Origin of the sequence: Bradyrhizobium iriomotense, assembly GCF_030160715.1 — a bacterium.
Taxonomy (GTDB): domain Bacteria; phylum Pseudomonadota; class Alphaproteobacteria; order Rhizobiales; family Xanthobacteraceae; genus Bradyrhizobium; species Bradyrhizobium iriomotense.
This window is the reverse complement of the sequence record NZ_BSOW01000011.1, coordinates 171,468-193,522: the sequence shown is the minus strand read 5'-3', so window position 1 is coordinate 193,522 and position 22,055 is coordinate 171,468. Positions and strand designations below refer to the sequence as shown.

At 64.3% G+C, this 22,055-nt stretch carries 17 protein-coding genes; 5 read left to right on the top strand and 12 right to left on the bottom strand.

Annotated elements, in window-relative coordinates; genetic code table 11:
* Positions 1 to 229: 229 nt before the first annotated feature.
* Positions 230 to 1,621, bottom strand: a complete 1,392-nt coding sequence (hpnO, locus tag QQL28_RS17565; protein ID WP_284267313.1) for an aminobacteriohopanetriol synthase HpnO — start codon at positions 1,619 to 1,621, stop codon at positions 230 to 232.
* Between the two features lie 124 nt (positions 1,622 to 1,745).
* Between hpnO and QQL28_RS17560 the strand changes: the two genes are divergently transcribed.
* Complete coding sequence (locus QQL28_RS17560; RefSeq protein ID WP_284267312.1) at positions 1,746 to 2,360, top strand: DUF2147 domain-containing protein; 615 nt, start codon at positions 1,746 to 1,748, stop codon at positions 2,358 to 2,360.
* On the opposite strand, the gene hpnN is transcribed toward QQL28_RS17560, so the two are convergent.
* Positions 2,328 to 4,916, bottom strand: coding sequence for a hopanoid transporter HpnN (hpnN, locus tag QQL28_RS17555; RefSeq protein ID WP_284267311.1), 2,589 nt, complete (start codon positions 4,914 to 4,916; stop codon positions 2,328 to 2,330). The two genes, QQL28_RS17560 and hpnN, sit on opposite strands and share 33 nt — an antisense overlap.
* 439 nt (positions 4,917 to 5,355) lie before the next feature.
* Here hpnN and ispH point away from each other — a divergent pair, with 439 nt between their 5' ends.
* Both ispH and hpnH read left to right on the top strand, forming a co-directional pair.
* Entirely contained in the window at positions 5,356 to 6,282 is a 927-nt protein-coding gene (gene ispH, locus QQL28_RS17550) for a 4-hydroxy-3-methylbut-2-enyl diphosphate reductase (protein ID WP_284267370.1), read from the top strand.
* A 36-nt stretch (positions 6,283 to 6,318) separates the two neighbouring features.
* On the top strand, positions 6,319 to 7,467 hold the full coding sequence (hpnH, locus tag QQL28_RS17545) for an adenosyl-hopene transferase HpnH (RefSeq protein WP_284267310.1): 1,149 nt from the start codon (positions 6,319 to 6,321) through the stop codon (positions 7,465 to 7,467).
* Positions 7,468 to 8,127: 660 nt separating this feature from the next.
* Here hpnH and QQL28_RS17540 read toward each other — a convergent pair.
* From QQL28_RS17540 to QQL28_RS17515, 6 genes are all read right to left on the bottom strand, one after another.
* On the bottom strand, positions 8,128 to 8,862 hold the full coding sequence (locus QQL28_RS17540; protein WP_284267309.1) for a phosphorylase: 735 nt from the start codon (positions 8,860 to 8,862) through the stop codon (positions 8,128 to 8,130).
* Complete coding sequence (gene shc / locus QQL28_RS17535; RefSeq protein WP_284267308.1) at positions 8,859 to 10,817, bottom strand: squalene--hopene cyclase; 1,959 nt, start codon at positions 10,815 to 10,817, stop codon at positions 8,859 to 8,861. Before shc ends, QQL28_RS17540 begins: the two co-directional genes overlap by 4 nt.
* Before the next feature lie 53 nt (positions 10,818 to 10,870).
* Positions 10,871 to 12,139 carry a hydroxysqualene dehydroxylase HpnE gene (gene hpnE, locus QQL28_RS17530; protein WP_284267307.1) on the bottom strand — a complete coding sequence of 423 codons (1,269 nt, stop codon included), beginning with the start codon at positions 12,137 to 12,139 and terminating at the stop codon, positions 10,871 to 10,873.
* Positions 12,139 to 12,978, bottom strand: a complete 840-nt coding sequence (hpnD, locus tag QQL28_RS17525) for a presqualene diphosphate synthase HpnD (RefSeq protein WP_284267306.1) — start codon at positions 12,976 to 12,978, stop codon at positions 12,139 to 12,141. The genes hpnE and hpnD overlap by 1 nt, the downstream gene beginning before the upstream one ends.
* Positions 12,968 to 13,852, bottom strand: a complete 885-nt coding sequence (gene hpnC, locus QQL28_RS17520) for a squalene synthase HpnC (protein ID WP_284267305.1) — start codon at positions 13,850 to 13,852, stop codon at positions 12,968 to 12,970. Before hpnC ends, hpnD begins: the two co-directional genes overlap by 11 nt.
* A 183-nt stretch (positions 13,853 to 14,035) precedes the next feature.
* Positions 14,036 to 14,278, bottom strand: a complete 243-nt coding sequence (locus tag QQL28_RS17515; RefSeq protein ID WP_284267304.1) for a hypothetical protein — start codon at positions 14,276 to 14,278, stop codon at positions 14,036 to 14,038.
* A 459-nt stretch (positions 14,279 to 14,737) separates the two neighbouring features.
* Here QQL28_RS17515 and QQL28_RS17510 point away from each other — a divergent pair, with 459 nt between their 5' ends.
* Both QQL28_RS17510 and QQL28_RS17505 read left to right on the top strand, forming a co-directional pair.
* Entirely contained in the window at positions 14,738 to 15,235 is a 498-nt protein-coding gene (locus QQL28_RS17510; protein ID WP_284267303.1) for a hypothetical protein, read from the top strand.
* A 157-nt stretch (positions 15,236 to 15,392) separates the two neighbouring features.
* Positions 15,393 to 16,139, top strand: coding sequence for a hypothetical protein (locus tag QQL28_RS17505; protein WP_348522503.1), 747 nt, complete (start codon positions 15,393 to 15,395; stop codon positions 16,137 to 16,139).
* A gap of 16 nt (positions 16,140 to 16,155) precedes the next feature.
* Here the strand turns inward: QQL28_RS17505 and QQL28_RS17500 are convergent, their stop codons facing one another.
* The 4 genes from QQL28_RS17500 to QQL28_RS17485 all read right to left on the bottom strand — a co-directional run bounded on the left by QQL28_RS17500 (position 16,156) and on the right by QQL28_RS17485 (position 21,968).
* A complete protein-coding gene (locus QQL28_RS17500) occupies positions 16,156 to 16,947 on the bottom strand; it encodes a class I SAM-dependent methyltransferase (protein WP_284267301.1) in 792 nt (263 codons plus the stop codon).
* A gap of 73 nt (positions 16,948 to 17,020) precedes the next feature.
* Positions 17,021 to 19,387, bottom strand: coding sequence for an efflux RND transporter permease subunit (locus QQL28_RS17495; RefSeq protein ID WP_284267300.1), 2,367 nt, complete (start codon positions 19,385 to 19,387; stop codon positions 17,021 to 17,023).
* Between the two features lie 205 nt (positions 19,388 to 19,592).
* Positions 19,593 to 20,375 (bottom strand): ethanolamine ammonia-lyase subunit EutC, encoded by a 783-nt coding sequence (eutC, locus tag QQL28_RS17490; RefSeq protein WP_284267299.1) that lies wholly within the window; start codon positions 20,373 to 20,375, stop codon positions 19,593 to 19,595.
* Positions 20,376 to 20,381: 6 nt separating this feature from the next.
* Positions 20,382 to 21,968: a B12-binding domain-containing radical SAM protein gene (locus QQL28_RS17485; RefSeq protein WP_284267298.1), complete on the bottom strand. Its 1,587-nt coding sequence runs from the start codon at positions 21,966 to 21,968 to the stop codon at positions 20,382 to 20,384.
* Between the last annotated feature and the right edge of the window lie 87 nt (positions 21,969 to 22,055).

Below are 22,055 nucleotides of genomic sequence, written 5' to 3'. Positions count from 1 at the left end.
TCAACACCGTCATTGCGAGCGCGGCGAAGAAGGCACAACGCGTTCCCAAAGTCGTCCTGGCGAAAGCCAGGACCCAACCACAGGATTTGGTTCTCTGGGCGGTACCGGCAGCGAAGTTCTATCGAGAAATCACGCGGTTGATGGTGTGGCCTTCGCCAGGACGACCTCGTGGGTGCTGCTCGCGCAAGGGCGATAGATCCGTGAGGTAAGACGAGATTGCCCCGTCAGCCTACGCCGACCTTCTCACCGCGTTGTCCACCAGCGTCTTGCCCAGCGACCAGATCGCACCGGGGACCTTGTGGCTGCCGGCGATGACCTCGTCGAAAGCCTTCTCGATCCAGTTGCAGTCTTCCTCGGTGATGGTGAGCGGCGGCAGCAGCTTGATGGTGTGGCTGCCGTGGCCGGCGACTTGCGTCAGGATCTTGTGATCCTTGAACAGCGGCACGGTGATGAGCTGGCAGAACAGCCCCTTGTTGGCCGTCTCCAGCACGTTCCAGGAGGCGCGGAGCCGCAGCGATTTCGGCGGGCCGAACTCGACGCCGATCATGAGGCCCTTGCCGCGCACTTCCTTCATCAGCTCGTAGCCCGGCACCATGCGCGTCAGCGCAAGGCGGAGCTCGGCGCCGCGCTTGGCGGCAGCCTCGATCAGCTTTTCCGACTCCATGACATCGAGCGTGGCGATGCCGGCGGCCATCGCGAGGTCGTTCTTGGAGAAGGTCGAGCCGTGCACTACCGCACGGTCCATCTGGTTGAAGATCTTGTCGAAGATGCTTTTCCGCGTCAGCACCGCGCCGACCGGCACGTGGCCGCCCGAGAGCGACTTCGACAGCAGCACCATGTCGGGCTCGACATTCCAGTGCTCGACCGCGAGGAAGCGGCCGGTGCGACCCAGGCCGGTCTGAATCTCGTCGGCGATGAACAGCGTGCCGTATTTCTTGCAGAGCGCGGCCGCGCCCGGCAGGAACTCGTCGGTGGGCATGTTGACGCCCTTGCCCTGGATCGGCTCGACGATGAAGCCCGCGACCTCGCGCGAGGACAGCGCCTTTTCCAGCGCTGCGAGATCGTTGAACGGGATCGAGGTGCAGCCGGGCAACAGCGGCTCGAAGCCGCTGCGGAAGTTCGAGTCCCCCGTCAGCGACAACGCGCCGTAGGTCAGGCCGTGATAGGCGTGGGCGCAATAGACGATGCCTGGACGCCCCGTGGCACCGCGCGCGAACTTGATCGCCGCTTCGACGCTCTCGGCACCCGAATTGGCGAAGAACGCCTTGTCGAGATAGGGCACGTATTTGAGCAGCCGCTCGGCGAGCACGCCGGCCAGCGTCGAGACGTCGAACTGAACGAGATTGGGCAGATCGGCGTCGAGCACGCTCTTCAGCGCCTCGCGCATCACCGGATGGTTGCGGCCGATCGCGAACACACCAAAGCCGGACAAGAGGTCGAGATAGCGCGCGCCCTCGCGGTCGTAGAGGTACTGCCCCTGCCCCTTCTGGAAGCCGACATCATAACCGATGGTCTTGAGCACCCGAACGAACTGCTCGTTCAGGTGACGCGTATGCAGGGAGCTGCGTTGCGCCTCGCGGTCAGCAAAGAGCCGAGCCATGTCTGGATTTGGAGTGTGCATCCGCTACATACTTCGGTTGATGGTCGTGTCGTCAACAGAAAACGGTCGTTGCGGCCTTTTGCCCTTTTTCGGACCATCTTCGCAAGCACAGCTTTAGATCATGTTGCACTGCCGAGGAACTATCATGCGTTTGGCCCTTTACTCCGGAATAATACTGGCTGGCGGTTACACCTGCCTGACGCCGGCGCTCGCCGCCGACCCCACTGGCGACTGGCGGGTTGCCGACGGCGTCGCCAATATCCGCGTGGCACAATGCAATGGCAGCATGTGGGGCGCGGTATCCTGGGAGAAGACCCCCGGCGGTCGCGACGAGAACAACCCGGATGTCTCAAAAAAGAGCAGGCCAACCCTCGGCATGGCGATCCTGATCGACATGAAGAAGAAGGCCGGCGCCGACCAGTGGGAGGGCCAAGTCTACAACGCCAAGGACGGCCAGCTTTACGCCTCGACCATCACACCCACTGGCGCCGACGAGCTCGAGATCAAGGGCTGCGTGCTCGGCTTCCTCTGCGGCGGCGAGACCTGGACCCGGGTCGGGCCGCCGATCCCGTCGAGCCCCGCCAACAGCATGGCCAAGGGCGCGCCGAAAACCACCGGCGCGGCGCCCAAGACGGCCGCAACGCCAGTACCTGCCGCTCCCAAGAGCACAGGTGCGAGCGCAAAACCCGGTCAGAAGGGTGCCGCCGATCCCGTCGGCGACATCTGCTTACTCCCTGAGATTGCGGGGTTTGCCCATTAGGGCCGGCTGAAACAGCAGCACGGCGGCGAGCGTCGTCACCAGCGACAGCGCGAGCAGCTTGCCCATGCTGGACGTGCCGGGATGGCTCGACAGCCACAGGCTGCCGAACGCGGTGGCCGTCGTCAGCGCGCTGAAAAAGATCGCACGCGTCAGGCTGGTCTGCAGCAGATTTGTCCTGCCGGAGCGCCAGGCCACGACATAGTAGATCTTGAAGGCGACGCCGACGCCGAGCAGCAACGGAAAGGCGACGATATTGGCGAAGTTGAGCGGCAATCCGATCAACACGCAGATCTCGAGCGTCACCGCGCCCGCAACCAGGAGCGGCACCAGCGTCATCAGCACGTCGGTGAATCGCCGCAAGGTGATCCACAACAGCAGGCTGATGACGACCAGCGCATAGACGCCGGCCAAGATGAAGGCGCGCACGACAGTATCACCCGATTTCAAGATCGATACCGGACCACCGATCGCCATCGGCTCCGCCGCGAGCACGGCCGCGGCGAACCTGCGCAAGGTGTCGTTGTCGTTGGGATCGCCGCGCGGCAGCGCCTCGACACGGATCACGCCGTCCTTGCTCTTCCAGGCATTGACCAGATCAGGGGGCAGCGACTTCAGCGTGACCGGCTCGGCCTGCATCGCGCTCCTGAGCTGATCGAACACGATCTTCATCGGCGTAATGAAGACGTCCTGTGCCTTGTTGCGGGTCGCCTCGTCCGCGTTGGCGAGCTTCTCGAGCGCGTCCGCAAGCCGCCGCGAGGCGACCGAGCCAGGTCCCTTCTCGTTGCCTGCGGTCCTGCGCAAGGCCTCGACCGAGGATTTGAGCGCGTCGACATTTTCCTGGTCCGACGGCGCAGCGTCGACCTGGTCCGGATTGAGCGCGGGATTGATCACCTTGGCGCCCTGCGCGATCAGCTTCAGCTTCGGCGCCTGATCCTCAGGCACGAAGCTGTCGAGCGACATCACCCGCAGCACCTCCGGGAGCTTCTCGAGCCTTGCCTCGATCTGCCTCGCCTGCTCTTCCGAATTGGTCAGCACGTTGATGGCGTTCGCGCCGGTGTTCGGATCCTTGCGCAAGTCAAGGAAGGTCGCGATCGACTCCGCCCTGGGGTTGCGCAGGTTCATCGGGTTGAAGTCGAACTTCATGTAATAGAGCAGCGGCATGCCGCCGACGGCGAGCAACAGCGTGCCGCCCACGATCAGCACGCGATGCTTCTCCAGGAAGTGATCGAGCGGCGCCAGGAAGGCGTAGCCGACCGGCTCCTTCTCGCCGGGCGGGTTGAGCAGCTTCAAGAGCGCAGGCAGCACGGTGATCGAGGAGAGGAACGCCACCAGCATGCCGACGCCGGCGATCTGGCCGAGCTCGGAAATGCCTTTGTAGTCGGTCGGCATGAAGCAGAGGAAGCCCGCCGCGGTCGCCATCGCCGCGAGTGACAGCGGGATCGCCGAGCGCTTCGCCGCCAGCACCAGCGCAGCAGTGAGATCATCGACCTTGTAGCGCTCCGAGCGGTAGCGCACGCTGTACTGGATGCCGAAATCGACGCCGAGACCGACGAACAGCACGGCGAAGGCGATCGACAGCAGGTTGAGCGAGCCGACCATCATCAGGCCCGCGGCCGTCGTGAGCGCAAGCCCGATGAAGAGGTTCACGAAGACGGCGAAGATGATCTTCGCCGAATGCAGCGCGAGCCACAGGATGACCAGAACCACGATGACGGTGCCGACACCGTTGACGACGGCGCCTTCCTGCACCGTGGCGTATTCCTCGTTGGCGATCGGGACCGGACCGGTCAGGCGCACCCGCGCCTGGAATTTGGTCGGGAAATCCAAATCGGCCGCGGCTTTCCGGATCGCGTCGGTCGCGCCCTTGCCGGGCTCGAGCGCGTTGTAGTCGAGGACCGGCTTGAACTCGATGAAGGCGCGCTTGTCCGAGTCGGTCAGCGGCTTGTCGCTGACGAGCTCACGCCACGAGAAGATCGCGTTGCCCTTGCCCAGGACTGTCTCGACCGTCTGCGCGATCAGATTGAAAGGGCGCTCGGTGTTGTCGAGCTTCACCTGGCCCCGCTTGACGCCGGCAAGCCCCGTCTCCAGCGCGCCGGTCAGGCCGCGGATCGAGGGATCGCCCGCCATGATCTCGATCAGGGGGGCTGCGGATTCGAACTGGCCGGTGATTTTGCCGACCTCTTCGGTCGGCAGGAACAGCAGCCCGTTCTTCTCGAAGAATTCGCCGGTGCCGAGCTGTTGCATCGACACGAAATTGGTCTTGTCGTCCCTCAGCTTGGCGTAGAGGGCGTCGGCCGCAGCCGTCGTCATCTCGGGCGTCGCCGCCTCAACGACGGCCAGAATGGTGGCGTCACGATCGAAGGCGCGGTCAAAAGCCTGGTCGCGCTGCCGCCAGTCGAGATTTTGCGCAATCAGCGAGTTGATATCGGTGTTGATGGCGAAATGGCGCGCCGTGTAGTAGCCCGCGCCGACCGCCAGCAGGAGCCCGGCGACGACGACGAGGGGGGCAAATCGGGTGCAGGCTCGAACGATCGCAACGACTATACTTTGCAGCACATCTTTTCTTTCTGGCTTTCAAACAGCTTGCCGGAAACGCCCGCTGTTTAACGGAGTTCCCCGGCGAAACCTATTGCTGTTTTGGGCGGTTTGACCCGTCTGAAGGTTCGAGCAAATCACGGAAGAACCCGGACCGGGACCGCGGCGCGGGCCGGTATAGCCGGCCAGTTGAGGCGGGAAAGTGACGAAGGAGTGAGGTCGACCGCCTTAACTTTTACGTATTATGGTACCGTTAACGGAACCCAAAGCGCGATCCACCTTTCCTCGCGGCCGATTTTTTGACACAAGGCCGTGTGCCTCCATGCGCTTGGGGCCAAACGGACGGGTGGGCGGCTACCGTTGATTCGGAACCAATGGTGCGGATATTGCACTATCGAGTATCTGGGTGCCGCCGGGGACAACTGAACGGATTTGGTGCAACTTGCGTGATGGGCGTCCTATGGAAGTTTATTTAGCACAGCCGCGCGGCTTTTGTGCCGGCGTGGTGCGTGCCATCGAGATCGTGGAGCGGGCGCTGGAGAAGTACGGCCCGCCCGTCTACGTGCGCCACGAGATCGTGCACAACAAATACGTCGTCGAGAGCCTGAAGAAGAAAGGCGCAATCTTCGTCGAGGAGCTGTCCGAGGTTCCGCCGAAGGCGATGACTGTTTTCAGCGCCCACGGCGTGGCGCGCAGCGTGGAGGAAGAGGCTGCCGCCCGCGACCTTCCCGTGCTGAATGCGACCTGCCCCCTGGTCACGAAAGTTCACAATCAGGGGAAGCGCTACATCTCAAAGGGCCGTACCCTGATCCTGATCGGCCATGCCGGCCATCCCGAGGTCGAGGGAACCATGGGACAGGTTCCAGGCCCCGTGCTGCTGGTCCAGAGCGTCGAAGACGTCAAAGCCCTGAGCCTGCCGGCGGACAGGCCAGTGGCCTATATCACCCAGACCACGCTGTCGGTGGACGACACCAGGGACATTATCGCGGCCCTCCAGGCCCGATTTACAGATATTCAAGGCCCTGACATCCGGGATATCTGCTATGCGACACAGAACCGCCAATCTGCGGTAAGGGACTTGAGCAAGCTGGTCGACGTGATCTTGGTGGTGGGCGCCGCCAACAGTTCCAACTCGAACCGGCTCCGCGAAATCGGCACTGAGGCCGGCGTGGCGAGTTATCTGGTCGCCGATGGCAGCGTGCTCAATCCGGAATGGTTGAAAGACGCCAAGACCGTCGGCATCACGGCCGGCGCCTCGGCACCTGAGGTTCTCGTGGATGACGTGATCGAAGCCCTGCGACGGATCGGACCGGTCTCGGTCTCGGTGCTGCCAGGGCGCGAGGAAAACATTGAATTCCGGCTTCCGGCGGAACTCGCCGCAAGCTGACCTACCTGAATTTCAAAGCCCAGAAAGAAACGTGTGATGGCAATACCCTTCTTCAAGGAAATGCGTATCGGCGGCTATTTGCTCAAACAGAAACTGCTTGGCCGCAAACGCTACCCGCTCGTGTTGATGCTGGAGCCGTTGTTTCGCTGCAACCTCGCCTGCGTCGGCTGCGGCAAGATCGACTATCCGGATGCGATCCTCAACCGCCGCATGACGGCGCAGGAGTGCTGGGACGCCGCCGATGAGTGCGGCGCGCCGATGGTGGCAATCCCCGGCGGCGAGCCGCTGATCCACAAGGAGATCGGCGAGATCGTGCGCGGCCTCGTGGCGCGCAAGAAGTTCGTCTCGCTCTGCACCAACGCGCTTCTGCTCGAGAAGAAGCTCGACCTGTTCGAGCCCTCCCCGTACCTTTTCTTCTCGGTGCATCTCGACGGGTTGAAGGATCACCACGACAAGGCAGTGTCGCAGAAGGGCGTGTTCGACCGCGCGGTGTCCGCGATCAAGGCGGCGAAGGCGCGCGGCTTCACGGTCAACGTCAACGCCACCATCTTCGACGGCCATCCGGCCGAAGAAATCGCAAAGTTCCTGGACTTCACCACCGAGCTCGGCGTCGGCGTTTCGATGTCGCCGGGCTACGCCTATGAGCGTGCGCCGGACCAGGAGCACTTCCTGAACCGCACCAAGACCAAGAAGCTGTTCCGCGACGTCTTCGCGATGGGCAAGGGCAAGAAGTGGAACTTCATGCATTCCGGCCTGTTCCTGGACTTCCTCGCCGGCAACCAGGAATATGAGTGCACGCCCTGGGGCATGCCCGCGCGCAACATCTTCGGCTGGCAGAAGCCCTGCTATCTGCTCGGCGAAGGCTATGCCAAGACCTTCAAGGAGCTGATGGAGACCACCGACTGGGATTCCTACGGCACCGGCAAGTATGAGAAGTGCGCCGACTGCATGGCCCATTGCGGCTATGAGCCGACGGCGGCGACGGCAGCACTGACCAACCCGATCAAGGCGGCCTGGGTCGCGATGCGTGGCGTCAAGACGTCGGGTCCGATGGCGCCCGAGATCGACCTCTCCAAGCAGCGTCCGGCGCAGTACATCTTCTCGGAGCAGGTCCAGAAGAAGCTCTCGGAGATCCGCCGCGACGAAGCGGCCGCCGCCGAGCAGAAGGCATCGACCGCCGCGTAAATGGCGGGACACCAATGAAAGCAAAAAGGCCCGATCGCATGGCGATCGGGCCTTTTCGTTTGTCCGATTCGAAACCGCTCAGATCGCCTCGGGGACGAGGCCCTCGCTGCCGATCAGGCCGACAGCGCACGGCTCGGGGCCGATGCGGATCGCTACTCCCGCATCGTAGTGCGACTTGCACCACCTACTCCTCGCCAGTCTCCCGGCGCACCTGTCACCGTAGCTCCTGTTGTCGCTTCGCGACTCAGACTATCGCATCCAAGCAGGCTTGGCTCCCAACCGGCCGCTCCACCCCCAATCGCGAAACATTTCTTGAAATGCTATCAAGTCAAACTCTGCGTCCGGCCGGGGCTCGTCGACTACCGAGAAACCGTAGCCGGCATCCTGCAATTCCTTAACATGGCCGCGAATTTCGTCGTAAGCGCGAAACAAGAGCATTCCGTTAGGAGATCCAAGATCTGCAATTCGCGCAACCGTAACGACGGCGTGACCGCTCGGCAGCACGAGCCGAAACCCTAGCTCGGCCCGCAAGCCGAGCGCAGAGCATGCTCGCCAAACCCTAGCCGCTAGCTGACTCACGGTAGGTCCACAATTGGAACATGATCGACGGGGCCGACGCGCATAGCGATCGGGCCTTTTCGTTGTTCGGTTCGAAACCGCTCAGATCGCCTCGGGGACGAGCCCCTCGCTGCCGATCAGGAAGTCGCGGCTGACGCGAAGGGAGCGCAGCGCGCGGTTGAAGTCGAGGCCGGTCGAGACCAGGGCATGCAACGTTCCCGGATTGCGCACAATCCCGCGCAGAACGGCTGCCACGTCGATCTGGCCATTCGGCTTGATCGCCGCACGGGCGACCGCCGGCAAGGCGCGGTGGGCGGGATCGCTGATGACCCGGAGTGCGGCGAAGGGAAGGCCCGCCTCGGCGGCGTAGGCGGCCGCGATATGGCTCTCCATGTCGACGGCGGCCGCACCGGTCTCCGAGTGGAGCGCCGCCTTGCATGACCGCCCGGTGACCACCTCCTCGGCGCCGGCGAGGCTGCCGCGCACGACGCGGCGGCGACCGGAGGTCAGGCGGTCGATGAGGTCGTCGCTGAGCGACAGGCCGGCGGCCCAGCGGGCGTCGCCCGCCAGCACCTCGGTCGCGACCACGACGTCGCCCGAGCGGAGCGTGGGATCGAGCCCTCCGGCCACGCCGAACGAGATCACGCCCCGGATGCTTTCGGGGTCGACGACCGTCAAAAGCGCCCGTAACTGCGTCGGGCTGCTTGAAGAGCAGATAACGGCCATTCCGGGGCCGGCCGCGATGCGGGCCTCCTGAACCAGACCGGTCACAATAAGTATCGGCCGCAGATCTATTGCACTACCCGCGGTGCCCCCGTCCCCCGTCCCCAAAGTCACATTCCGACCCCTACCACCCTGCTGTTGGTGTTCCGCAAGTTCCGATACCGCGCCAGCGCCCACAGCGGGAAGAACTTCGGGTAACCATGATACCGTAGATAAAACACGCGGGGGAAGCCTGTGGCGGTATACCGCTGCTCGTCCCACAGTCCTTTTTCGTTCTGTGTTGCAATCAGGTACTCCACCCCGCGGGCGACGGCCGGATGATCGACCTCACCGGCCGCTATCAGGGCAAGCAAGGCCCATGCCGTTTGTGAGGCGGTCGAGGGGGCGGCCTCCCAGCCCTTGTAGTCGAGCCGGTAGCTGACGGCGTCCTCACCCCAGCCGCCGTCCTTGTTCTGGATCGAGACCAGCCAGTCGACGGCCTTGCGAATCATCGGGTCGGTATGGGTGACACCGACCGCATTCAGCGCGCACAGCACGGACCAGGTTCCGTAGATGAAATTCATGCCCCAGCGGCCGTACCAGGAACCCTCCGGGTGCTGGGTCCGCCGGAGATAGGCGACCCCGTCGGCCACGTGCTTGCTGGTCTTCTCGGTCTCGCCGAGCTGGGCCAGCATCGAGATGCAGCGCGCGGTGACGTCCTCGGTCGGCGGATCGAGCAGCGCGCCGTGGTCGGAGAACGGGATGTTGTTTAAATAATATTCAAGGTTGTTCACGTCGAAGGCAGCCCAGCCACCGTCGTCGCTCTGCATGCCTTCGATCCACTCCCGGCCACGGTCGATCGCGGCGTCGTAGCCGGCCGTGCCGTGCTCCCTGCGCATGCGGTCCATCGACATCACCACCACGGCGGTGTCGTCGAGATCGGGATAGTGGGCGTTGTTGTACTGGAAGGCCCAGCCGCCGGGGCGCGTCTCGGGCCGCTTCACCGCCCAGTCGCCCTTCACCTCGAGCTCCTGCCTCGGGATCAGCCAGTCGAGGCCCTGCTTGGCGGCGGGCACGGCTTGCGTGCCTCCGGCCTCGAGCAGCGCGTGGGCGGTCAGCGTCGTGTCCCAGATCGGCGAGACGCAGGGTTGGCAATAGGCCTCGTCGTCTCGGATCACGAGCAGCTTGTCGATGCCCCGGCGCGTGATCGCGCGCGGCAGGAAATTCTCGTCCTTGCCGAGCGCATCGTACATCATGACGATGTTGGCCATCGGCGGATAGATCGCGCCCATGCCGTCCTCGCCGTTGAGCCGCTCCTCGGTGAAGGCGAGCGCCGCGTCGATCGCGCGCTTGCGCAGGCTCTTGGGAAACATCGGCTCGACGACGCGCAGGATCTTGTCGAGTGCGCGGAACAGCACGAACCAGGCCATGCTCTGGTGCGGTGCCTTGGCGGTCATGCCGATCGAACGCGGATCCCCAAGGAACAGTTCGTCGATGCCGACGCCTTTGGGATTTCGCGCGCGCGGCTTCAGGGCGGCGAGCACCATCAGCGGCACCATGGTGGTGCGCGCCCAGTAGGAGATCTTGTTGAGGTGGAATGGCGACCAGAACGGCAACAGCACGATCTCGACCGGCAGCACCGGCACCGCGCGCCAGGTCACGACGCCGAACATCGCGAGCGTGAAGCGGGTGAAGACGTTGCTATGAATAGCGCCACCGCGCGACCGGATCGCCTCGCGCGCCCGCACCATATGCGGCGCGTCGATGGAATCGCCGATCATCTTGAGCGCGAAGTAAGCCTTCACGCTCGCGCTCATGTCGAACGCGCCGTCATGCACCAGCGGCCAGCCGCCATGGGCGCCCTGCACGCGGCGCAGATAGTTGCCGATCTTGGCCTCGAGCACGGCATCGACCGGCTCGGCAAGGTGGTGGCGCAACAGGACGTATTCGGCCGGAATGGTGCAGTCGGCCTCGAGCTCGAACACCCAATGGCCGTCGGATTGCTGGAAGCCGAGCAACCCTTGCGTGGCCGACGCAATGCTCGATTCCAAGACTTCGCGGTTGGTCGCGCTCTTGTTCACGGAATGCATCTCGCTCGATATCTCCGATAGTTGCCTGGATAATTGACCGGGACCAAAGCCCGTCAGGTCCGCTGTGCGGCCAGGACCAAATCGGCGGCGCGATCGCCGGACCGGACCGATCCCTCAATGGTTGCCGGCAATCCCGTAGCAGTCCAGTCGCCGGCGAGAAACAGGTTTTTCAGCGCGGTGACCGGCCCGGGGCGCAGGGCATTCTGCTCGGGCGTGGCGGCAAAGGTGGCGCGGCGCTCGCGCACGATCTGCCAAGGGGGCAATTCGACTGGCAGCTCGCCGGCAACGCCGCCCGCCTCGCAGACGTCGTTCCAGATCGTCTGCGCGAGTTCTTCGCGCGGCATCTCGACCAGCCGGTCGCCATTGCTGATGGTGACGGACAGCCGGTTCGGGAACGCGAACAGCCACTCCACGACACCACCGATCACGCCCAGGATGGGGGCCGAGCCCGGCGGTGGCTCAAAGCGGAAATGCGCATTCACGATGGCGCGGAATTGCGTCGGCGTTTTCAGGCCGGGCAGCAGCGAAGCGGCGGCACGCGGCGGCACAGCCATCACGATCACATCGTCGGGCCCGATCGCGACGACGTCCTCGCCGCCGAAATTGAGCGCGCTGACCTTGCCGTCGGTGGTCGCGTACGAGCGCAGCTCATGGCCGAGCTGCACGGAGTGGCCGCGCTCGGCCAGGAACTTCACCGCGGGCTCGATCAGCACGGCGCTGAGGCCATCGCGCGCGATCAGCGGGCGGCAAGCCTGTCCGCCTGCAAGCAGCGTCTCGCGCACGATCGCGCCGGCAAGGCCGGCCGAGCCCTCGGGCGGATCGACGTTGAGCGCTGCGAGCAACAACGGCTGCACCAGGCGCTGATAGAGCACGCCCTCGCAGGGGATCGACTTGCCGACCAGCGTCTCCTCCGACGCCCAGATCAGCGGCGCGAGCTTGAGATAGTCGGTCAGCCCGGTGTCGGGGACACGACGGCTCTCGTCGAACACCCAGCCCGGCAGGCGGCTGTCGCCGAGATCGAGCTGCCAGCGCTGCCCGGTCTTCAGATCAACGAAGGGAAACTGCGCGCGCGCCGGGCCCACCAGCCCCGCCTCGGTGCCGATCGAGCGCGCATAGGCGAGCGCGTGGCGGTTACCCGACAACAGGAGATGGTTGCCGTTGTCGATGACGAGATTGGTCGCGCCGTCGAAATAGGAGCGGCAGCGGCCGCCGGCCTGCTGCGTCGCCTCGTGCACGGCAACCTTGAAGCCGGCATTGGCGAGCCGCACGGCGGCAGAGAGGCCGGAAATTCCGGCGCCGATGATGTGAGCTGTCTTTTGCATCAGAAAAAAGCGTAGCGGAGAAGGATGGCGATACGTGAGGCCTTGGACACACGCACCGGCGTGCGCGGCGCGGCGAAGCCGCGTTCGAGCAAGAGGTCCAGAATGGCGTGATAATATTTCGACATGATCCGCGGCGCGCGCACCGCGCGGCGCTTGTTGCGCGCCATGATCTCGTCCGACTTCTCGAAGTGCGCTTTCGCGCGCTGGGCGAGCGGCAGGCAGACCTTCGGCAGCGCGCGCTCGGCAATCACGCGGCTCGGATCGTTGGAGGTAATGCCGGCATGCAGCAACGCCTCGCGCGGAAGATAAAGCCGGCCGAGGCCAGCGTCCTCGTCGAGGTCGCGCAAGATATTGGTGAGCTGGAGCGCGCGGCCGAGATGATGGGCGAGCAGCACGCCATCCTCTTCCGGCATGCCGAACACCCGCACCGACAGCCGCCCCACCGCGCTCGCGACGCGATCGCAGTAGAGATCGAGGGTCGCCATGTCGGGCGCGCGGATGTCCTGCGGCACGTCCATCTCCATGCCGTCGACGATGGCGAGGAAATCCTCCCGCTTCAGCCCGAAGGTCTTGACGGAAGCGACGTAGTCGGCGAGCCGCGCCGGCGGATGGCCCCGATAGAGCGCGTCGATGTCATTGCGCCATTCCTGAAGCGCGGCGAGACGTTCATCGCGCGGGCCGTGGGAATCGGCGATGTCGTCGACCTGGCGGCAGAAGCTGTAGATCTGGAACATCGCCTCGCGCTGGTCGCGCGGCAGGATGCGCATCGCGGCGTAGAACGAGCTGCCGGATGCGGTCGAGCCATAATTGGCGCCGGGCGAGGTCGCCTCAAGCGTCATGGGCCGGCCCCGGATTGGAGATTGGCCTGCGGTGGAAGGCGCGACGGCCGATTTCACCGGCGATGCCGGCGAGGCTGAAGGTGAGGAGCTCGAGCTTGTTCAGATGCACGCGCTCGCGCAGGGGATCGCGCACCTTCAAGAGGCGCACGATGCGGTCGGCATAGGCCTGGATCACCGAGATATCGACGCCCAGGCGAAAATCCCGCACCTCGGCGGAGAGCGACTTGCTTTCGTTCAGGAGCTCCTCGTTGCGCGCGGCGAGCGACTGGAGACAGGCCAGCATCTGCGGCGGTGAATGGTCGCCGCCGAGCTGCTCGACCGAGGCGCCGCTTGCGGCCAGTGCATCGCGCGGCAGGTAGACGCGGTTGAGCGCGCGAAAATCCTTGCCGCAATCCTGCAGGTGATTGTTGATCTGCAAGGCGGCGCAGAGCGCATCCGACGCGACCCAGGTCGAGGTCGCCTCGCCGTGCACGTCGAGCATGAAGCGGCCGACCGGCATCGCCGAGTAGCGGCAATAGTGGATGACCTCGTCCCAGGTCTCGTAGCGCAGCTTCGTCACGTCCATGCGGAACGCGATCAGCACGTCGAGCGCATGGCGCGGCGGCATGCCACGTTCGGCCAGCGCACGGCGGAGAATGACGGCCTCGGCCTGCGTGTCGCCCTTGCCGTTGAGCTCGGCCTCGAGCAGGTCGAGATAGGCGAGCTTCTCCTCAGGCGGCAACGTCGCATGGTCGGCGATATCGTCGGCGGTGCGGACGAAATTGTAGAAGGCGAGGATCAGCGCGCGGTGACGCGGATGAATGATCCACGACGCGACGGGAAAATTCTCGTCGCGGTCACCCTTGCCGGATCGCAATTCGCTCGCAGAGGTCATCGAGGACTGGTTAACAATCGTCTGAACAGGAAGGCTTTTTTGCAGGCGCCCGGCCGAGCCGTCGCGGCCCCCATATAGGGGAATATGCCCGCAAAACCAACCTGTCTCGCGGGTCCCCTGCCCTCATGAATCGAGGCCGCCGCAAAAGCGGGCCCGTGAACGCTCCACGGGCCGCGCAAAAGCTTACTGGTTGTGGGTCTTCAGGACCTGATCGCAGGCCTGCGAGATCTTGGCCCGGTTCTCCTTCAGGCAGGCCAGAATCGTGAAATCGCCCTGATCGATGACCGGACGGCAGAATTTCTGCACGTCGCGCGTGCAGGCCTTCTGCTCTTCGGCCGTGCCGCGCCCCTGCTGGGGCTGCTGGGCGAACGCCGCGGTCGAAAGGGATGCCGACAGCAGGGTGAGAGCGAGGAGAAATTTACGCATTGTAGTCCTTCATTCTGACGGCAGAATCTCTCCGTTCCCGGACAGCACAGGGCGGACGACCGGAACGGATTGTTCTGATGGCGTTGCCGCGGAGCACGCAGCAGTGGAGACAGCACAAGCACTGGTAAATGCGGCCAAATTGGCACCAAACCCACCAGATCGCGCCTTTACATGGCCTTCATTGGCAGATGTAAGGGATTGATACTATGAGATTATTTAGGCAGTCGACGTTTTGCCATGGACCTGTTGCAGACATGCATCGCAAACCCTTGCAGGCGTCATCGAGAAGGCACAGCTGAAACCGCGTGCGGAACGGCGAAAAAGGCCGCAACGGTTCGCCGTTCTGACACCTCGCAAGGTTATGGTTTGAACCTGCCAGCGGATGGGGACACTAAACTTTCGATGCGGCGAGACGTTCTGTTAACGGCGAACGTCATTCAGAAAACGGGATATTCGATCATGAAATTCTTTGGACGGTCTGGACTGGCGATCAAGGCGGCTGGCATTGGCGCCGCGCTGCTGTTCTCGGTTTCGGCGAGCCACGCTCAGTCGTCCGGACCCTTTGCCGGCTTCGACGGCGCGTGGGCGGGCACCGGCACGGTCTCGCTGTCCGACGGGTCCACCGAACGCATCCGCTGCAAGGCGGACTACAAGGTCGCGGCCAGCGGTCTCGGCCTGAAGCAGGCGCTGCACTGTGCCAGCGACAGCTACAAGTTCGACCTCACCAGCGACGTGACCAGCCAGGGTGACCGCATCTCCGGCAACTGGAGCGAGGCGAGCCGCAACATCTTCGGCAATCTGCAGGGCACCGCCGGCGGCGGCCAGATCGACGTGTTCGTCGAGGCCAACGGTTTTGCCGCCAACCTGACGCTGCGCACCAACGGCAACAAGCAGACGGTGCAGATCAGCTCCAAGGGCGAGATCCGCGGCGTCAACATCACCATGGTGAAGAGCTGAAGCGCTTCACCTCACCTTATGAGCGGACGACATGACCCCTGGTTCTCGCGAGCCGGGGGTTTTTCATAAGATGAACCCTGTTCGCAGAACCCTGCTCAAGGCGGTTGGCCTCCTCGCCCCGCACGTGGCATGGGCGGGTGACGCACCGGTGACAGAGATGCAAAAGCCCGCCGTCAAGCCGCGTCACGTGCTCTGCTTTCTCGGCAAGGACGAAAGTCTGCTGCAGCCGCCGAAGGACGTCGTCAAGACGATCGCGGATTTCGGCTTCGAGGTCGACCGCACCTATTCGCAAGGAAAGCCCGATCCGCATATGGCGCGGTCGTTTGGGGTCTGCTGGGATCGCGTGCTTCCCAATGCCTGGTCCGCCGCGGATGAGGCGGCCGTGGTCAACCACAAGTCGGTACTCTACGTGCTCAGTCCGCCGATGGATCAGCAGAAAGCCGTCGCCTGCTCGGCCGCGGCTTTGCGGATCGTCGAGGAGATGATCAAGGCCGGCGCGACCGCCGTGAAAGGCGAAAGCGCGGGCGTCGCCCATGGCCTTGCGCGGTGGCGACGGCTCGCCGCGGACTGTAAGGCGGCGGCGCAGACGAACCAGGGCCTCGCCGTGACGGCGGCCATGAGCCGGATTTGCCGCCTCGCCTTCGCCAAGCGCCCGCTCGCCGGCGAACGCTATAACGAGACGGTCGGCCTTCACCTCGTCGGCCTGCCGGAGATATACATCGCAAAATCGTTCGGCAACGACCACGACGCCGTCCGCCGCATGGACGAGCTCGGCGACGAAATGGCGAACAGCGGGATCGACGCGACGTTGCGGGACCGCAAGCTCACGGTGTCACACGAGTCGAGCTACGCCGAGGGCGACTTCAAGTTCAACCCGTACGGGATCGTCCGGATCGACGTCTGATCAAGAGGCGGCGCGATCAATCCTTGCGAGCGACGCATTCGCAGCGGCATCTGAAATATACCGCGTCCGGATCGCGTCCCCAGGCTTCCCAACCAGCGAGCGCCGCCTGAATTTCTGCCTCCGTAGCGAGCGCCTGGTTCACCAGTTGCGGTCCGAGACCGAGAAGACTCCGCCTGGCATCCGCGACGGCTTCTTGACGCGCCTCGGCGTCGGCGCTGTGGTTGACGTAGCTGGCGCCGACCCAGATCGGCGTGAACCCGTGCGCGCGAAGAATACAGCCCTGCCGGCGGCCAAAACGAAGCGCCGCGGGATCGCCGTGCTCGTACCATCGCTGCCAGAGGTCGAGCGCGAGATGCACCCCCTCGAACTCGGGATAGAGAATGTTGCCGCCAACATCCGCATCGCGCGTTCCGAGCAGGCCACCCGGCTTCAGCACCCGTCGCGCTTCCGCGAGCGTCCTCGTCAGCGTCGTTCGGCTCTGGTGATAGAGGACTGCGTGGAAGAAGACCGCATCGAAGGTGGCGTCCCCGAAGGGAAGGGCGATCATATCCGCCTCGACAAAGGCGACATTGGTCAGACCCAAAATCCCCGCGAGTTGATTGGCGGCCGCGGTCGCATGCGGCTCGATGTCGACGCCGATGGCCTTGCCGACACTTCCGGCAATGGCTGACGTGATGGTGCCCGGCCCGCAGCCCACGTCAAGAAGGGCCATGTCCGGCGCGAGAAACGGGAGGAAGAAGGCGGCGGCCTCGCCGCCTCGTTTCTTTTGGAACTCCACGACGGAGCCGTCGTGCCGCCGCTGCCGCATGGCCCACTCCCGGCCGGCAGTCCGGCCCGGTCATCCAGGCTGAGCCGATTCCATGTCCGGGCGATGACGACAGTCAGATCGCGCGCTTGTCTGGCCCTTGCAGCTTCTCGTGCAGGTTGATCAGCCACATCGCCGTCGGGCGCAGGATGAAGAGGTCGGCGACCAGCGCCGCGACCATCGAGAAGGCGCTGAGCCAGCCGAACAGCCTGAGCGACGGCAGGTCGGAGAACACGGTCACGACGAGGCCGCTGGCGAGCACAACCGTGGTCAGGATCAGCGCGGGGCCGACCAGCACGGTGGCGCGCTCGACGGCAAGCGCCGAACCGACACCCGGCTTGCTCTCCAGCCTGAGGCGGTTGAGGAAGTGGATGGTCGCGGAGAGGCCCAGGCCGAACGAGACGGTGAGCGCCACGACGCTGGCGAATTGCAACCCCTCGCCCATCGCCCATAGCACCGTTCCCGACATCACCACCGGGAAGATGCCCGGCAGGATGCAGGCGAACATCACGACCCAGGAACGGAAGGCAAGGCCGATGAAGATGGCGACCAGCGCGAATTCGACGGTGAGCCCGCGGTTGAGCTTCTCGATCATGCCGGCCGAGTTGCGCGCGGCAATGGCGGCAAGACCTGTCACCGCGACCTCGTAGCCGGGATGTTTCTGGCGAACGGCGTCGAGCTCCTGGTCGAGCTTGTCGACGATCGGAAGGAGCTGACTGGAATCCTTGTCCGGCACGCGGCCCGCGACCACGACCGCGTCCTGCTCGGCGTCGATGAAGCGTCGCACCAGATGCTCGGGGATGACGTTCACATATTCCTTCAGCGTTGCGACATCCGAGCTACCCGCTTTTTCGGCCAGCCAGCGACGCAGCGTTTCGACCGACCAGACGTTGCCGACACCGGCGGCCTTCTCCACCGTCGCGTGCACGTCGGCGATCGTCTGCAAGGTCTCCGGCGAATAGAGCGTCTCCCCCTTGGGGAACTGGATCAGGACGTTGACCGGATTGGCGCCGGTCAGCTTGGCATCAAGCCGGTTGCTGGCGGCGACCGCCTGGCGCTTGTCCGGCACCTGGTCGGCAAGGCGGTAGCGCGGCTCGAGGTTGGCGTAGATGACACCGAGGCTCGCCACGAACAGCACCGCGATCAGGCTGAACAGGCCGGGCCGCCCCACCATGCGCACCGCGATCCAGTAGCAGAAATTGCGCAGCGCCTGGACGCCGGCATCCGCGCTCTGGAACTTCACCGCAAATACCTTCTCGTTGCGCACGAACAGCACGCCGAACACCGGCACCAGCGACAGCACCGCGACCAGCGCGATGATGGTGGCGGCGAGGCCCGCCTCGCCGAATTTGCGGATCAGGTCGGAGTTGGAGAATTGCAGCGCGATGAAGGAAATGCCGGCGGTGCCGTGCGTCAGCACGCAAGCGGGACCCACCACCAGCACCGCGTTCTTGAACGCGGTGAACTTGTCCTGGCCTGCGATCAGCCGGTCGCGCGCGGCGAAGGTGAGCTGCATCGAGTCCGAGAAGCTGATGACCATGATGAGCGGGGTCATCACGTTCAGGAACATGTTGAGATTGAAGTTGGCCCAGCCGAGCGCGCCGAGCGCCAGGAGGATCGCGATCATCGGCGGGAACGCTGCCACCACCATGAAGGAGATTTTTCGGAAGAAGACGATGGCGATGACGCAGCCGGCGAGGATGCCGAGAATGTTGTAGGTCAAGCCGTCGCGCTCGACCGCGTTGCGGATCTCGAGCTGCATCACCGGCACGCCGGAGAGCTGGACGCTGAGCCCGGTGTCGCCGAGATCCTCCTTCATCAGCGCCCTGATGTCGCCGACGGTCTTGCCGAGCCTGCTCGAGGCGACGACTTCCGGATCGAGCGAGAGCACGACCAGCGCGAGCGTGCCGTCTTCCGACAACAGCTTGCCGCGGATGATCTCGTTGCTTTTGACGGTCTCGATGAACTTGTCGTAGGCGGCGCCCTCGGGCAGCTCGGCCGGGAACAGCGCGGCCGGCAGCTTGCCCGGCGCCGGCGCCTGGCGGGCGGAGAACAGTGAGACGAGGCCGCGCGTGCCTTCGACGAGCTGCATGTCGGTGATGAAGTCGCGCAGCTTCATCAGATTGTCGCGCGCCAGCAGGGTCTTGCCCTCGACCACGACGAGGACGTCGAATTCCTCGGCCGGGAACTTCTTGGTAACTTCCTCGTACTGGCGGAATTCGCGCGTGTTGGAGCGGAACAGCTGCGACAGCGAATCGTCGATCTTGATCCGCTCGATGCCGAAGACGGCGCCGACGATCAGCGCGATCAGGATCAGGCAGGACAGGACCGGCGCACGGACGGCGATCAGTCCGATGCGTTCGAGTCCAAAAGCGATGGAGGACGAAGGTCCCTGCTCGACCTTGTCGACATGAACCTCACTCTCGCTGTGCTTTTCGAGCATGCCTTGTCCAGTTCCTAAATCGGCTCGGTTGGTGAGCTTATGCGCCCCGCATATCGGCTTGAAAACGCCATACAGATGGGAGGCTTGCCCTTTGAAAATGCGCGGGAAATTGCCGCGAGGGGTTTAGCAGGTCCAAACGCCCCCTCGCAAGCGCGCGCAAGGGAACAAATTGGACGAACATGCGGCAATTTCGGCCCTTGATGGCTCATTCCGGCAGCGCTGTGCCGATTCGCGCCGGGAGATCGCCGCTCTCGTCCTTCAGCGCCACGCCGGTCACGCCCCGCGATAGGCCCGCGCGGACCAGCCAGGCGATCTTGAAGGCCGCCTCTCCATAGCTGAGCCCGGCCCGATGGATGTTGGAGACGCAATTGCGCTCGGCATCGGTGCGGCCGGGCCTGGGCGCAAAGGTCAAATAGGCCCCAAGGCTGTCGGGGGCCGACAATCCCGGCCGCTCGCCGATCAGCATCACGACCATGCACGATCCCAGAATGGCGCCGATCTCGTCGCCCAGCGCGACGCGGGAGCCTGAGGCGACAATGATGTGGCCAATTGCGACAGGCGCAGCTTCAGCGAGCATCGGCAGCAGCGCACGCAACAGTCCGACCGCATGCGCATGCACCGCCGTCGGCGACAATCCGTCGCCGATCACGATCGCAAGCCGACCGGCATCCGCGGCGCACGCCGCGAGATGCTCGGCGCAGGTCGGCTCGAGCTGCCGCCCGAGGTCCGGCCGCCGCAGATAGTCGCCACGATCGGCGGCGCGGCTCCTCGTCGCAAGGATGGGAACGCCGAACCCGGCGAGCTCGGCGATCATGCGCTCGGCATCGAAGGCGGCATGCACCGCGTCGCGGGCGCGCGCGTGGTCGAGCGTGAAGTCGAGCAGCGGCCTGGTCGGCAGGCTCGCCCCGCTGCGCCCGAGCGCGACGCGCGCGGGCGTTAGCGCCCGCAGGTCCAGCGTCGGGCGGTTCGGAACGGATGGGCTAGACATGTCGCATCATTCGGCGGGAACGGATGCCTCGCGCAGCCGCAGCGAGTAATTCGATGCGTTCTGCTGACCGCTGGATGCCGCGCGCGCGAAGGTGATGAGATGATGCGCGATCATGGTGCAGCCGATCAGGCCTTCGAGATCGCCGCGCCTGATCCGGCCCAGCGCGAACTTCCAGAACACGCGTCTGTAGTCGCCGAGCACACCGACCTTCCAGAAGATGTTGCGCAGCATGACGAGACCGCGCCGGATGTTGGGCCAGGTCTTCATCTCCGCAGGCACCGGCACCTTGAGGCGGTTGGCATAGGTGTAGTCGCACTGGTGCTGATAGCGCGCATAGACCTTCTCGGGCGCATAGGCCCGCTCCATGCAGAACTTCCAGGACGCCACCACATCGTCATAAGGCAAGAGGAAGTTGACGTTGGAATCGCGGCCCTCGTCGTTGATCAACCGGCCCTCGCGTTCGAGCCGGTCCCACAGCGGCGTCTTGGGCAGCGCCTGAAGCAGGTTGATGGTCAGCAGCGGGATGCGGGATTCCTCGACGAAGGAAAGCAGCGCATCCGACGTGTTCGGCTTGTCGGTGTCGAGCCCCATGATGATGCCGGACACCACCTCCATGCCGTAGGAGTTGATGGTGCGCACGCCCTCCAGGATCGGGACCATCATGTTGTGGTCCTTCTGCATCGCGTGCAGCGCGTCGGGATCCGGCGTCTCGATGCCGCAGAAGATGGTGATGAAATAGGCCTCGCGCATCTTCTCGAGGATCTCTGGGCGCTTGGCGATGTTGAGCGTCGCCTCGCAGGCGAGGCGCACCACATAGCCGGTCTTCTTCTGCCACTCGATCAGGTGCGGCAACAAGTCCATCGCCGCCTTGCGGTTGCCGATGAAATTGTCGTCGACGAAATACACCGTGTCGGTCATGCCGCATTCGCGCAGGCGGTCGAGCTCGGCGATGATCTGCTGCGGCGTCTTGATGCGCGGATTGCGGCCGTAGAGACCGGGGATGTCGCAGAACTCGCACTGATAGGGACAGCCGCTGGAATACTGGATGCTGCCGAGGAAATATTTCTTCACCTCCGCAAGCTCGTAGGCGGGAATCGGAAACTCCGTCATCGGGACGCGGTCGTTGGTCGTCAGCACCACCTGCTGCGCCGGGCGCGCGGTGTCGCGCGACAGGATCGCGATCAGCTCATTGGTGGCATCGCCGAGCTCGCCGACATGGAGATAGTCGAAGGACGGATAGTAATCCGGGCAGGCGCTGACAGAGGGGCCGCCGAGCGCGACCGGCAGATCGTACTCATGGGCGCGGCGGCAGATGTCGTTCATCTGCTGGCGCTGGATGTGCATGCCGCTGACGAAGACCGCTTCCGCCCATTCGAACTCTTCCTTCGTCGTCGGGCGGAGGTTCTCGTCGACGAATTTGACCTGCCATTCCTTCGGCAAATAGGCGGAGATCAGGAGCAGCCCCTGCGGTGGCATGAAGGCCTTGACGCCGTCGGTCAGGGGATAGGCGTGCTCGAAGGTGCCGAAAGACGACGTGTAACGCGGAAAGACGCAGAGAATATGCCGGACCGTTCCGTTGCTTTCAGCGCGCATCGAGCTTCCCCCAACGACTTCCTACAAACCGTGCAGAATAGACATCAAGACACATAACGTAACGCTGGGCCCCAAATTCCTCAATAT

Coding starts and splice junctions, on each gene's coding strand:
- QQL28_RS17505 (WP_348522503.1), top strand. CDS start 15,393: ATGCAAAAGCCCGCCGTCAAGCCGCGTCACGTGCTCTGCTTTCTCGGC.
- QQL28_RS17485 (WP_284267298.1), bottom strand. CDS start 21,968: ATGCGCGCTGAAAGCAACGGAACGGTCCGGCATATTCTCTGCGTCTTT.
- QQL28_RS17560 (WP_284267312.1), top strand. CDS start 1,746: ATGCGTTTGGCCCTTTACTCCGGAATAATACTGGCTGGCGGTTACACC.
- QQL28_RS17495 (WP_284267300.1), bottom strand. CDS start 19,387: ATGCTCGAAAAGCACAGCGAGAGTGAGGTTCATGTCGACAAGGTCGAG.
- QQL28_RS17510 (WP_284267303.1), top strand. CDS start 14,738: ATGAAATTCTTTGGACGGTCTGGACTGGCGATCAAGGCGGCTGGCATT.
- hpnH (WP_284267310.1), top strand. CDS start 6,319: ATGGCAATACCCTTCTTCAAGGAAATGCGTATCGGCGGCTATTTGCTC.
- hpnD (WP_284267306.1), bottom strand. CDS start 12,978: ATGACGCTTGAGGCGACCTCGCCCGGCGCCAATTATGGCTCGACCGCA.
- hpnO (WP_284267313.1), bottom strand. CDS start 1,621: ATGCACACTCCAAATCCAGACATGGCTCGGCTCTTTGCTGACCGCGAG.
- shc (WP_284267308.1), bottom strand. CDS start 10,817: ATGCATTCCGTGAACAAGAGCGCGACCAACCGCGAAGTCTTGGAATCG.
- eutC (WP_284267299.1), bottom strand. CDS start 20,375: ATGTCTAGCCCATCCGTTCCGAACCGCCCGACGCTGGACCTGCGGGCG.
- QQL28_RS17500 (WP_284267301.1), bottom strand. CDS start 16,947: ATGCGGCAGCGGCGGCACGACGGCTCCGTCGTGGAGTTCCAAAAGAAA.
- hpnC (WP_284267305.1), bottom strand. CDS start 13,852: ATGACCTCTGCGAGCGAATTGCGATCCGGCAAGGGTGACCGCGACGAG.
- hpnE (WP_284267307.1), bottom strand. CDS start 12,139: ATGCAAAAGACAGCTCACATCATCGGCGCCGGAATTTCCGGCCTCTCT.
- QQL28_RS17515 (WP_284267304.1), bottom strand. CDS start 14,278: ATGCGTAAATTTCTCCTCGCTCTCACCCTGCTGTCGGCATCCCTTTCG.
- ispH (WP_284267370.1), top strand. CDS start 5,356: ATGGAAGTTTATTTAGCACAGCCGCGCGGCTTTTGTGCCGGCGTGGTG.